The organism is Hydrotalea sandarakina, from assembly GCF_003254115.1.
Lineage (GTDB): Bacteria > Bacteroidota > Bacteroidia > Chitinophagales > Chitinophagaceae > Hydrotalea > Hydrotalea sandarakina.
In genome coordinates this window covers 106,217-118,680 of the sequence record NZ_QKZV01000009.1, presented here as the reverse complement: position 1 = coordinate 118,680, position 12,464 = coordinate 106,217, and the positions used below count along the sequence as shown (strand labels likewise).

Sequence of the window (12,464 nt, the reverse complement as noted above, 5' to 3'; positions counted from 1 at the left end):
CTAAGCTCTATTCCGGTGAGTTGCTCTGATAGCTTTAGCATTTCTTCCAGCACTTCATTATGTAGCTTAGCTTTACGCAGTTCGGCTTGCAGTTGTTTTACCTCGGCTGGTAATGCCGCTGCTTCCTCTTTCCTCTTAGAAGCTTGCTTAACAGGCTTTATTTTTCCTTTATACTTACTCACCCAACTATGAATTTTACGAAAATCAATGCCATGTTTTACTCCTAATTGGCGATAACTGTAATCGCCTGTTAAATACTCGGCTATAATAGCCTCTTTTTTAATTGCTTTTTCTAACATATTTTGTCCAAATTTAAGTGACGATTATTCGTCAACCTATTTTAGGACAAGACAAGTAATGGTGGGAAAAAAATAAAAAACACAGGGTTGGCAATGAGTGTCGGCTTACTCGCTGTCCGTTTAAAATATGGTCGGTATGTTGTCCAACTGTCAAAATGGTTTGTCTTTGTTAATTCGTTTATGTTTTAGTCGTCTGTGTCAATGTTGCTGTGTTGTCAAATAGGCTTACTGTTAATTCATTAATATACGCTATAACCCAATATTTTTAAAAACAATACTTTGATAATCAATTAATTAACTATTCCAGCTCAATATTCATTAGGACAATCAACCCAAATCATTTCTAGCTTCCTTAAAATATGCGGTTAAATTATCCTTACTCATAAAAAAGCTCATAATCAATGTTTTTCCATTATAAATATTCAATTACCTCTCTCTTTGCATAATATTATCCTGCTTTACTAAATAGGTTCATCAAATCATCCGGCAGGTTTATAAGTTTTCCAAACTGTATTTGCTGAATACTTGAAAATTTTTTAAACAACTATGTTTAATTTCATTGAAAAACAAACAAATAACTTTAAACAAATCACTTTATTTAAAGCTTCGCCAACTTCACTCACGGGTTGTTTTCCCATCAGCAAGCAGTTTAATCTTTTTTTAAGGGGACGCTAAAATAGGGAATTCGAATTATCTGCAAAAACGTATTTCTACGTATTGGAATAGTTATTTTGTTTAATGTATTTTCTTGCAAAATGCTGGCTAAAATTTCCATGCATACGCTGGGCTCCCTACCTCCTTCGAGACTGATTCGATACAAGTTCGATACAGTTTCGGCAAATGCCGAAAAAATATGGGGTTTGCATAAAATGAGTCGAACACCTGTCGAACAAATCTTCTCAAATGCCCACCATTGCTGCATTTTTTTCCAGGGGAATTAATTTTTACCTAAAATGGCCACCAATCATCCAATATTTTTTTTAATACATGCCTACCTTGCTTACCTTAGATGCTCTTTTTTAGCATCTTTAATTATTCATTCAAATTTTAGCACATGAAGAAATGGAGTTCTCTTTTACTGGTGCTGGCTATGGCCATGGGTGCTCAGGCACAAACTACCGGTAATTACAATCAACACGAGGCATTTGCGCCTATGTTTTATCCCGCTTTTGGCGATAAAGTAAGGGCTGCTGATGGTACCCCCGGTCCGGAATATTGGCAAAATCGCGCCGACTATTCTATTAATGCCACATTAGATACCCTGAATCAAAGCATTAAAGGGTCCGTTGTTATTAATTATACCAATAACAGCCCGCAAAACTTGTCGTTTTTGTGGTTGCAGTTAGATCAAAATATTTATAACCAATCTTCTCGCGGTGTGGCTACTACCGCAGTTACAGGTGGGCGTTGGGCTAATCGTAACAATTTTAATGGAGGTTATAATATTGAATCGGTTGAAGTAATAGTTGAAGGCAAAGCCGAAAAAGCCAACTACTTAATTAATGATACCCGCATGCAAATTAAATTGGCCAAATTATTGAAATCGCAAGGCGGAAAAATTCAGTTGAAAATTAATTACAGCTTTAAAATTCCTGAATATGGTACCGACCGTTTGGGTAGATTGAATACTAAAAACGGTTGGATTTATGAAATAGCACAATGGTATCCCCGTATGTGCGTGTATGATAACGTATATGGTTGGAATACTTTGCCTTACTTAGGCCAGGGTGAATTTTATTTGGAATATGGTAACATTGATTATAACGTTACGGTACCCGGTAATTTAATTGTAGTTGGTTCCGGTGAATTAATGAACCCGCAAGAAGTTTTAACCGCTACGGAATTAAAGCGTTGGAAAGAAGCTTCACAAAGTGATAAAACAGTTATGTTGCGCACTGCTGCTGAAGTAACCGACCCCGCCAGTCGCCCCTTTACAAAAATGTTAACCTGGAAATTCAAATGCCTTAATACCCGCGATGTGGCTTGGGCTGCTTCACGTGCTTTTATTTGGGATGCTGCCCGTATTAATTTGCCCAGTGGTAAAAAATCGCTGGCTATGAGTGTTTATCCGGTTGAAAGCAATGGCGATAGTAGTTGGAAACGTTCTACCGAATTTGTAAAAGGTGCTATTGAATATTATTCAAAATATTTGTACGAGTTTACTTACCCTACTGCCACTAACGTAGCCGGTATTGTAGGGGGTATGGAATATCCCGGTATTGTGTTCTGTAGCTATCGTTCAAGCGGGCCCGCTTTGTGGAATGTTACTTCACACGAATTTGGTCATAACTGGTTCCCCATGATTGTGGGTAGCAATGAACGCAAATTCCCATGGATGGACGAAGGCTTTAATACCTTTATTAATACCATGGCCGATGCCCACTTTAATAATGGCGAATTTTTAGATCATCGTATGGAAAATCGCCATATGGCTGCCCGTTATGTCTTTAGAGATAGCACCGAAAGTATTTTCACGATTCCTGATGTTATTCAACCCCAAAACTTAGGCATATATGCATACTATAAACCCGGAATGGGCTTGCAATTATTGCGTGAAGAAATTTTAGGCCCCGGTCGTTTTGATAGTGCCTTTAGTTATTATGTTCACCAATGGGCATTCAAACATCCAACTCCATGGGACTTCTTCCATTGTATTGAAAACTATACAGGTGAAACCCTCGATTGGTTCTGGCGCGGTTGGTTCATGTATAACTGGCGCATTGATCAGGCAGTGAAAGGCGTTACTTATAACGATAATAATCCTGCTGATGGAAGTATCATTACGATTGAAAATTTAGGACAATTACCTATGCCGGTTACCGTACAAATTACCGAAGCCAATGGTAAAGTAGGTACCGTTCATTTACCGGTTGAAGTTTGGCAACATGGTGCTACCTGGAAATTCCGTTATCCATCAACCGATAAAATTACCAAAATAGTACTTGATCCAAACAACAAAATACCCGATTTCAACCCGGCTAATAATACCTGGAAAGCAGAATAATTAGCTTAGTTATTTTACACAATAATTTCCGGATGGAGTATTTTAAAATACCCATCCGGAATTTTTTTTATTGGTGTAGATATACAATAATTGAATGATGCTTTGCGAAGTGTATGTGCTTTTAGTATCTACATGCGTTTCGAATAATGGAACGAGTTGATTCGTTCAATTGAATTAATTTGCAACAATTAAAATTGGGTTTCCTATTTTAAAATCGGCACATTGTAATACTCAACATTATTATGAACAGTACCTACATTCAGCACATCAACTCTAAAGTAAAACTTAGCAAAGCTGAAGTGGTATTAATTCAAAAACATATAGTGCATAAAAAAATTCGAAAAAAGCACTATTTTTTGCAAGAAGGTGATGTTTGTAAATACACTGCTTTTGTTGAAAAAGGATTGTTACGTTCATACACCCTTCATAATAATGGCAATGAACACATTATTCAATTTGCAATGGAAGGATGGTTTATAGCCGATTTATATAGTTTTTTATCAGGCGAACCTGCTGTGTATAATATTGAAGCGATTGAAGATTCAGAACTTGTATTAATCTCAAAACCTGCTAACGATTTGCTGTTGCAGCAATGCCCCAACTATCAAACTTTTATGCTGCAAGTAATTACCAATGCCTATATAGCCCTACAAAAACGCTTCAACGCTATTCCGCATTTAACCGTTGATGAGCGGTACCAAAATATATTACAACAATATCCTACATTACCTAAAAGAGTGCCTCAACGTATGATTGCTGCTTATTTGGGCATTACCCCCGAAACATTAAGCAGGGTACGTAAGCGTTTACAACAACCTAAATAAATGCACCTGCCTTATTGTTTTTATTGATTCAAATCAACGTTTTTTTTTGCTTTTTGTCATTGTGCCAAAATCTTGATTGGGGGTAATTTTGCGGTATTTTAATGGTAACAACTACGTTTATATTTTTGGTATCAGCGTAGCAACAACAATACATTCATACAAGTATTTTTATAAAACCAAACCAATTCAACAATGAAAAAAATGTTTGTAGCAGCCTTGCTTTTCATTCAATCGGCTGCCTTTGCGCAAACCACCTGGAAAAACGACAAAGCACATTCTAAGTTAACTTTTACCGTTACACACTTAATGGTATCTGATGTAGATGGATTGTTGAAAAATTTTGATGTAACTATTCAGGCTGCTAAACCCGATTTTAGTGATGCCGTATTTACCTTAACAGCCGAGGCTGCATCAATTAATACCGAGGTAGAAATGCGTGATAATGATTTGAGAAGTCCCAACTTTTTTGATGTAGCAAAATTTCCGTTGATTACTTTCAAAAGCACTGCTATTCAGCCATTGGGTAACAACCAATACAAATTAATCGGTAATTTAACCATGCATGGAATTACTAAACCGGTAACCATGAATTTGTTGTATCGTGGTACCATTGTTAACCCTATGACGAAAAAAGACGATGCCGGTTTTAAATTAACAGGTACTATTAATCGTACAGATTTTAATATTGGTAGTAAATATCCGTCTGCTATGATAAGCGATGAGGTAACCATTAAAGCCGATGGCGAATTTGCTAAGGTTAATTAGATTTTTTATCATCAATTTTTGCTGATATAGCAGGTGTTGAGCCTGCTATTTTTTTGTACTTAACTCGTTATGAAAGTAATGATCATGCTATTACTTTCATCCTTTGGCGCCAAAAAATGGAATACTTCAATATGGACATATATTTTTTTTAATTGTATGATAGGCAGGGAACTAATTGTAAATATATGTTTTAAAAATATTTGTTTTCGCCTTTTTGTGGTTGTATTTTTAGTAAAATTATTAAAGCGAATTACGCCAATCTCGTTCACATTTTTCCTCCTTGCTTTGTTGGGTATGCATTACAGTTCCTAGTAAAACTTTGTTTTAAACAGGGTGTTTGTACTATGCATTAATAAAGCATGTGGGTAATTCAAAATTATAAAATATGAAAAAATTATTAGTGTTTTTATTCGTTGCTTTTACATTACCTGCTATCACAAAAGCACAGGTAACCAATCAACGTTTGTTTGATACGGCCAATTTTATGCCTGAACATTATGCCCAGCGCATGGCTTTGTTTGCTACGCAAAAACTGCCAAAAAATCCCATTGTTTTTCTTGGAAACAGCATAACAGAAATGGGCAATTGGCAAAAATTATTAAACGATTCTAACGTGGTGAATCGCGGTATTGGTGGCGACAATACCTATGGTGTGTTGCATCGCTTACCGGAAATTATTGCCATGCAACCGGCAAAAGTATTTTTACTGATTGGTATTAATGATATTGGAAAAGATATTCCCGGTACTGTTATTGCCCACAACATTGCAACCATCGTAAAACAATTGAAAGAAGGTAGTCCTCATACCAAAATTTACGTTGAAAGTATTATGCCCGTTAATCCCGATGTACCTAATTTTCCGCAACACTATGATAAACAGGGATATATTTTAAATGCCAATAAATTAATTAAGGCAGCCATGCAGCCATTGCAAGTGCCATTTATTAATATTCACGATTTATTTACCGATGCCCAAGGCAGATTAAATGCGAAATACACAGCCGATGGACTACACCTGACACAAACCGGTGGCGGCTATGAAAAATGGATTGCCTTTTTAAAGAAAGGCGGATATTTGTAGTGGTAAATATTGCTAACGCATAGGCATTGACTTTGGCGGAACAATATTGTAAACCCTATTTTTTTTATTGATAAAACTTGCTATATGGATTCCGAAATGTTGAAACACATGCGGCCGGAAAGCCTCATGATGTCGTATGGTTACAAACCCGAATTGTCTGAGGGTGCAGTAAAATGCCCTATTTTTCAAACCTCTACTTTCGTTTTTAAAAGTGCAGAAGAAGGCAAAGCCTTTTTTGAAATTGCCTATGGCCACAGGGCACAAAACGAAGGTGAGGAGTTAGGGTTGATTTATAGCCGCATTAATAACCCCGATTTAGAAATTTTAGAGAATCGGCTCACGCTTTGGGATGGTGCAGAAGACTGTGCTGTGTTTGAAAGTGGTATGTCGGCTATAACAACAGTATTGTTAGAATTTTTGCAGCCGGGTGATTTATTGCTGATGAGCAATCCTTTGTATGGAGGTAGTGATCATTTCATTAAAAAAATTCTTCCCAAGTTTGGCATTCAGGTAGCCGAATTCAGAGTAGGGCAAAGCAGGGAAGAAATTATTGCTATTGTTGAAAAAACCGGCTTAGCCCATAAGTTGGCACTGATTTATATTGAAACACCTGCCAATCCTACTAACGACTTGATTGAAATTGCCGGCAGCAAAGCCATTGCGCAACATTTTTCAACGCCCGATAAACAAGTGTATTTAGCAGTTGATAATACTTACATGGGTCCAATATGGCAACATCCGTTAAAGCATGGCGCCGATTTGGTTTTGTATTCTGCCACCAAATACATTGGTGGACACAGTGATGTAATTGCCGGTGCTTGTTTGGGCTCAAAAGCTTTAATGAAACGGGTAAAAGGCTTACGCACTTTTTTGGGTAATATGGCTAGCCCTAATACCGGTTGGTTATTGTTGCGCAGTTTGGAAACATTAAAACCCAGAATGGATGTACAAGCGTTGAATGCCAATAAAGTGGCAGCGTTTTTAAACACCCATCCCAAAGTTGAAAAAGTTTATTTTATTGGTAACCTTACCGAAGCAAATGGCGAACAATATGCTATTAAACAAAAGCAATGTTTAAGCAACGGAGGTATGATTTCCTTCGATGTTAAAGGGGGTGAAAAAGAAGCTTTTCAGTTTTTGAATGCTTTAAAGCTCATTAAACTGGCAGTGAGCTTAGGCGGTACAGAAAGCTTGGCCGAACATCCGGCTACGATGACGCATGTGGATGTGGATGCCAATTTGAGAAAGGAATTAGGTATTACCGAAAAAATGATTCGCCTTTCTATTGGAGTGGAATACTATGAAGATATTATTTACGATTTACAGCAGGCATTGAATAGCATTACCGGATAATTTCGTGATGTAGCGCAAGTAAATGGAAGGGTTGACAGGCCTTGTGATAGGTTTATGTTGTGGTAAGAATTATAACATATAAAAAAATACGGGTTATGGAAATAACCCGTATAGTACCACAATCAATGGTTTGCCAACCAATTTAAACGAAAAGCATATGTGTTCCTAATCCGGAACCTTGTTTGTAAAAATCGCCTACAGTTATAATGCCATCTAAATCATCGTAAATGTCTTCCTTCTTGTAGTGAAACATATCCATGGCTAACTTGCAGGCCCAAAGTTTAACACCCGAAGCTTTTAAAATATCTAAAAATTCCAGCACATCGGGCATGTCAATTCTTTCCATTTCTTTTTTCATCATGCTGGTAGCTAGTGCTTCTACTCCGGGTAAACCACCTAACAGGGTAGGAATATTTAAAGCAGGGTTACCAACGGTGGCAGTATGTAAATGTTCTAGTTTACCTTTATGTACAGCTTCTAAACCAAAAAAGGTAAAAAATATTTCCGCTTCAATGCCCTCCATACGGGCACCATTGGCTAAAACAAAGGCGGCATAAACATTTTCAAGTGAGGCTTTCGAAAGTATGATCATCATCTTTCTTATTTCGCCATTAAATTCGCTCATATCATTTTTTTTAAAAGTTAAATACAACTGGCAGGTTTAGGTATGCCGGCAATTTTTGTGGCGGCTTTCAAAGGGGCATTTGGAAATAACTGATAAAATTCTTTTATATCCACTACACCGCTTTTACCTATTTTTCTAATACTTAACGGGCTATCATTTTTGTACTCGTTTTGTAAGTATTTAATTACTTCCCAATGTCTTGGTGTTAAAGTAATATTCAAACTATTGGCAATAGCTTCTGCAACGGCAGGAGTCCATTGTGCAAAATTGGTTAAGTAACCTTCTTCGTTTACATCAACAGTGGTGTTGGCTAATTGTGTTTCCATTGTGTTTTATTTTATGGTGAAAAATGTTGTTTAATCAAAGTGTTTACCTGCTTCCTGCATGGTAGCTGAAACAAAGGGTATATGCGTTCCTTTCAAAAGCATGTTCCAATAAATCCATCTAAAAGCTAATTTGCCCATATGGTTCATACGGCTTTCTTTTAAAAGCCTTAGCGGACCAACGCCGGGGAATGGGAACGTGCCTTCAACAGGTTCATGCGTGTAGTTAAAGTCTATCAGCAATGCTTTACCGTTACCTGTTTCAATAAAGCAGTTGGCGTGGCCGTCAAACTCTTCTTTTAAGGGTTCGCCTTTTATGTAATGCAAAATATTTTCAGTTAAAATTTCTGCTTCAAAGTGTGCCACAGAACCTGCTTTTGAAGCGGGAATATTGGAAGCATCGCCAATTACAAAAATGTTTTCGTGTTCTTTTGATTGTAATGTGGCACGGTTGGTTGGTACATAGTTCAACTCATCGCCCAAACCGGAACGTTCCATTACTGCATCGCCTTTGTTAGTGGGTACGGTAACTAATACATCAAAGGGTACTTCTTTACCACTGTAATCAATTATTTTTTTGTTTTCGTTGTCAACTTCCTGAATGGCAAAGTCGCTTACAATGCTAATATGTTTTTCATCTAATAAATGCTGTAATGCTTCAGTACTTTTGGGTTTGGTAAAAGCACCGCTTAAAGGTGTAACAAAGGTGATATTTACCTTGTCACGCATGTTTTTATGTTTAAAATAAGAATCGGCCAGGAAAGCAAATTCCAAAGGTGCCACCGGACATTTAATGGGCATTTCGGTAATATGTACTACCAGGTTTCCACCTGTCCAGTCTCTTAATTTATTGCGGAGTGCTAATGCCCCTTCAAATGTGTAAAAGTCAAATACTGAACGATGCCATTCCGGACCTTTCATACCGGTTGTTTCTTCCGGTGCTATTTTTGCGCCGGTAGCAATAATTAATATATCATACGGAATGGCGGTACCGTTAGTTAAAAGCACGGTATTTTTTTCGGCAACTACCTTATCAATACTTTCGTTAATAAAGTTTACACCTTTGGGTATAAATTCAGTGATAGATTTTATTATATCTTCAGGACTGTAAATGTCAAATGGTAAAAATAAATAACCGGGTTGGTAGTGATGTTCTTTTCGTTCATCAATAATACTAATATCCCATTCATGCAAATTTAGTTCGTGTTTCAGGTGGTTGGCCATCATAGTGCCTGCAGTGCCGGCACCTAATATTACAATGTGTTTCATATGCTTTGCTTTGACGATGTAAAATTACTTACGCCAATTGGGCCGGATTATGATAGTTGTTAGTGGTGCATATGATTTTAATCATAAGCTGTGCAATATTTAAATAAAATATTGGATTAACATTCAATTTAATATATTCAACTTCATTATTATAGATGCTTTTTTTTAATTATTGACATGGCATCATTGAAATTAGGTTTTGTTTATTCAATAGGTACTGAAATTTATGATTTGATAAACGGAATAACACTACAGTGTTTTAAACGAATAAAATTTGAAATGTAATTAAAATCACATTCCTGTTGTTCGTGTTCAATAACTTTGCTATATTGTTATACCCTGCGTTTGTGAAAGGGTTTTGCATTCAGTTAATTTCATAAATTATTTTAATAATATGGATTTAGAATTGCTTTCCCGAATACAGTTTGCCTTTACGGTTGCCTTTCATTATATCTATCCGCCATTAAGCATTGGCTTGGGTGTTGTGTTGGTAGGTTTTGAAGGATTGTATTTAAAAACAAAAAATCCGCAGTATGCCCAACTTGCCCGGTTTTGGATAAAAATATTTGCGCTTATTTTCGGAATTGGTGTTGCAACCGGTATTGTAATGGAATTTGAATTTGGTACCAATTGGGCTACTTATTCGCGTTTTGTGGGCGATATATTTGGAAGTGCATTGGCCGCTGAAGGTATTTTTGCTTTTGCACTGGAATCCGGTTTCCTTGGTGTTCTTTTGTTTGGATGGAACAAAGTATCGCCTACCATGCATTTTATTTCTGCTTTGTTGGTAACCTTGGGTTCCATGTTTTCTGCAGTTTGGATAGTAGTAGCAAACTCTTGGCAACAAACACCGGCAGGTTATCATTTAGTAGGCCACGATTTAGCTGTTCGTGCCGAAATAACCGATTTCTGGGCTATGGTATTTAACCCATCTTCTGTTGATAGGCTATTACATGTTTGGGTGGGTGCATTTTTAGCCGGTTCATTTTTAGTGTTAAGTGTGCATGCTTATTACATATATAAAAACAAGTATGTTGAAATTTCTAAAAAAGCTTTTAAAGTAGCTTTAGCCGTGGCAACGGTATCGGCTTTGCTGCAGTTATTGTTGGGGCATCATTCTGCTAAAGGGGTGGCCGTTAATCAACCGGCTAAATTGGCTGCTTTTGAAGGGCACTATGATAGCTTGGCTGCTGCCGATATGTATTTGGTGGGTTATGTGAACAATAAAACCGAGCAAGTTTCGGGTATTAAAATTCCGGGTGGTTTATCTTTTTTAGTAGATGGTAATTTCTCAAGTCCAATAAAAGGACTGCGTTATTTTAAACCGGAAGACCGCCCTACCGCTGTAAACTTTGTTTTTCAAACCTACCATTTTATGGTAGCTATTGGATTGCTGCTAATTGCCTTAACCCTATATGCAAGTTATTTGTTGTGGCGAAAAAAATTGTTTCAGCAAAAATGGTTAATGCTGGTATTTGCATTTGCGGTTTTGTTACCTGAACTGGCCAACCAATTGGGTTGGTATTCTGCAGAAGTAGGACGCCAACCTTGGGTAGTATATGGTTTATTGCGCACCAGCGATGCCTTATCAAAAGCAGTGAAACAGAATGAAGTATTGTTTTCCTTAATATTATTTACGGTATTGTATGTGCTGTTGTTTACCTTGTTCATTTATATGTTGAACAAAAAAATTAAACATGGCTTGGATGATTTTGCAATTGTTGCAGACGAAAATCCCACAACTAAACGCGATAACCCTATAATGCATTCATAATATGGAAACTTTTTTAGGAATAGAACTTTCAACCTGGTGGTTTGCCATTGTTGGCGCCGTTTTTACCGGTTATGCCATATTAGATGGTTTTGATTTAGGCGCCGGTGCTATTCACCTGTTATTTAAAAAAGAAGAAAGTCGCCGCATTGCGCTTAATGCCATTGGCCCGGTTTGGGATGGGAATGAAGTTTGGCTGGTAATTGGGGGCGGTGCTTTATTTGCAGGCTTTCCCGATGTGTATGCAACCATTTTTTCGGCATTCTATATTCCATTTATGTTGTTTTTAGTGTTGTTAATTCTGCGGGCAATTTCTATTGAATTTCGCAGTAAGGAGCCAATGCGTTGGTGGCGACAAATGTGGGATGTGTTGTATTCCGTTTCCAGTGCTTTAATTGGCTTTTTATTGGGTGTTGTTTTAGGCAACTTAATAATCGGCCTGCCTATTGATTCACATTATGAATATACCGGGCACTTTTTGCAGTTGTTAAATCCCTACGCACTGTTAACGGGTGCTACTACTTTATCATTATTTGCCATGCACGGTTCCATTTATTTGGTTATGAAAACAGAAAAACGATTGTACACCAAATTATCATTAATGGTGCATGATACCAGTAGGGTGTTTGTTGTTTTTTATATGTTGCTAACCATAGTTACTTTGGTTTATTATCCTCATATGGCCAACACCATCAAACGCTATCCTTTTTTAATAGCTGTTCCGGTTATTACGGTGTTTAATACCATTAACACAAGGCGTTTGTTAGAGTTGGGAAAATACCTGGCTGCCTTTTTTTCATCGGCACTTACAGTGGCATTGTTGCTCATTACTTTTGCCATGAACTTATATCCGCATATTGTACGTTCCAACATCAATCCGCTTTATTCTTTAACCGTACATAATGCAGCTTCATCATCACGTTCTCTCACCATTATGCTCATCATTGCAGCTATAGGGGTGCCTATTATTGCAGTATATACCAGCTTTGTGTTTTGGACATTTAAGGGTAAGGTTAAACTTGATGAAAATAGCTACTAATCCATTTGGGTGGTTGTATTTAAACCCTATAGAGTAAATAGACTAATAAAAAAAATATTTTATGTGATTTTAGTCACATATTGTTATCTTGTATTGTATTATTTTCCACTT

Annotated in this window: 11 protein-coding genes; 7 read left to right on the top strand and 4 right to left on the bottom strand. The window is 37.1% G+C overall.

The window, feature by feature from the left end; genetic code table 11:
- Nucleotides 1-299 (bottom strand): transposase (locus tag LX80_RS12610; protein ID WP_146250512.1); only part of this gene is annotated, 299 nt, incomplete at its 3' end.
- Between the two features lie 1,054 nt (nucleotides 300-1,353).
- Between LX80_RS12610 and LX80_RS12605 the strand changes: the two genes are divergently transcribed.
- From LX80_RS12605 to LX80_RS12585, 5 genes are all read left to right on the top strand, one after another.
- Complete coding sequence (locus LX80_RS12605; protein ID WP_111296991.1) at nucleotides 1,354-3,303, top strand: M1 family metallopeptidase; 1,950 nt, start codon at nucleotides 1,354-1,356, stop codon at nucleotides 3,301-3,303.
- Between the two features lie 242 nt (nucleotides 3,304-3,545).
- On the top strand, nucleotides 3,546-4,127 hold the full coding sequence (locus LX80_RS12600; RefSeq protein WP_111296989.1) for a Crp/Fnr family transcriptional regulator: 582 nt from the start codon (nucleotides 3,546-3,548) through the stop codon (nucleotides 4,125-4,127).
- Between the two features lie 192 nt (nucleotides 4,128-4,319).
- Nucleotides 4,320-4,892 (top strand): YceI family protein, encoded by a 573-nt coding sequence (locus LX80_RS12595; RefSeq protein WP_111296987.1) that lies wholly within the window; start codon nucleotides 4,320-4,322, stop codon nucleotides 4,890-4,892.
- A gap of 385 nt (nucleotides 4,893-5,277) precedes the next feature.
- Nucleotides 5,278-5,973 carry a GDSL-type esterase/lipase family protein gene (locus LX80_RS12590; protein ID WP_111296985.1) on the top strand — a complete coding sequence of 232 codons (696 nt, stop codon included), beginning with the start codon at nucleotides 5,278-5,280 and terminating at the stop codon, nucleotides 5,971-5,973.
- Nucleotides 5,974-6,057: 84 nt separating this feature from the next.
- On the top strand, nucleotides 6,058-7,326 hold the full coding sequence (locus LX80_RS12585; RefSeq protein WP_111296983.1) for a cystathionine gamma-synthase family protein: 1,269 nt from the start codon (nucleotides 6,058-6,060) through the stop codon (nucleotides 7,324-7,326).
- Between the two features lie 142 nt (nucleotides 7,327-7,468).
- Here LX80_RS12585 and LX80_RS12580 read toward each other — a convergent pair whose 3' ends face one another.
- Genes LX80_RS12580 through sqr form a run of 3 tightly spaced genes read right to left on the bottom strand, consistent with a single transcriptional unit; the run spans nucleotide 7,469 to nucleotide 9,543 of the window.
- Nucleotides 7,469-7,951, bottom strand: a complete 483-nt coding sequence (locus LX80_RS12580; RefSeq protein ID WP_111297016.1) for a DsrE/DsrF/DrsH-like family protein — start codon at nucleotides 7,949-7,951, stop codon at nucleotides 7,469-7,471.
- 17 nt (nucleotides 7,952-7,968) lie between these two features.
- Nucleotides 7,969-8,277: a TusE/DsrC/DsvC family sulfur relay protein gene (locus LX80_RS12575; protein WP_111296981.1), complete on the bottom strand. Its 309-nt coding sequence runs from the start codon at nucleotides 8,275-8,277 to the stop codon at nucleotides 7,969-7,971.
- A 30-nt stretch (nucleotides 8,278-8,307) separates the two neighbouring features.
- Nucleotides 8,308-9,543: a type III sulfide quinone reductase, selenoprotein subtype gene (sqr, locus tag LX80_RS12570; protein WP_111296979.1), complete on the bottom strand. Its 1,236-nt coding sequence runs from the start codon at nucleotides 9,541-9,543 to the stop codon at nucleotides 8,308-8,310.
- Nucleotides 9,544-9,937: 394 nt separating this feature from the next.
- Between sqr and LX80_RS12565 the strand changes: the two genes are divergently transcribed.
- Both LX80_RS12565 and cydB read left to right on the top strand, forming a co-directional pair.
- Complete coding sequence (locus LX80_RS12565) at nucleotides 9,938-11,317, top strand: cytochrome ubiquinol oxidase subunit I (protein WP_111296977.1); 1,380 nt, start codon at nucleotides 9,938-9,940, stop codon at nucleotides 11,315-11,317.
- Between the two features lies 1 nt (nucleotide 11,318).
- Nucleotides 11,319-12,353 (top strand): cytochrome d ubiquinol oxidase subunit II, encoded by a 1,035-nt coding sequence (cydB, locus tag LX80_RS12560; protein ID WP_111296975.1) that lies wholly within the window; start codon nucleotides 11,319-11,321, stop codon nucleotides 12,351-12,353.
- Nucleotides 12,354-12,464 lie beyond the last annotated feature (111 nt).

Coding starts and splice junctions, on each gene's coding strand:
- LX80_RS12605 (WP_111296991.1), top strand. CDS start 1,354: ATGAAGAAATGGAGTTCTCTTTTACTGGTGCTGGCTATGGCCATGGGT.
- LX80_RS12600 (WP_111296989.1), top strand. CDS start 3,546: ATGAACAGTACCTACATTCAGCACATCAACTCTAAAGTAAAACTTAGC.
- LX80_RS12595 (WP_111296987.1), top strand. CDS start 4,320: ATGAAAAAAATGTTTGTAGCAGCCTTGCTTTTCATTCAATCGGCTGCC.
- LX80_RS12590 (WP_111296985.1), top strand. CDS start 5,278: ATGAAAAAATTATTAGTGTTTTTATTCGTTGCTTTTACATTACCTGCT.
- LX80_RS12585 (WP_111296983.1), top strand. CDS start 6,058: ATGGATTCCGAAATGTTGAAACACATGCGGCCGGAAAGCCTCATGATG.
- LX80_RS12580 (WP_111297016.1), bottom strand. CDS start 7,951: ATGAGCGAATTTAATGGCGAAATAAGAAAGATGATGATCATACTTTCG.
- LX80_RS12575 (WP_111296981.1), bottom strand. CDS start 8,277: ATGGAAACACAATTAGCCAACACCACTGTTGATGTAAACGAAGAAGGT.
- sqr (WP_111296979.1), bottom strand. CDS start 9,543: ATGAAACACATTGTAATATTAGGTGCCGGCACTGCAGGCACTATGATG.
- LX80_RS12565 (WP_111296977.1), top strand. CDS start 9,938: ATGGATTTAGAATTGCTTTCCCGAATACAGTTTGCCTTTACGGTTGCC.
- cydB (WP_111296975.1), top strand. CDS start 11,319: ATGGAAACTTTTTTAGGAATAGAACTTTCAACCTGGTGGTTTGCCATT.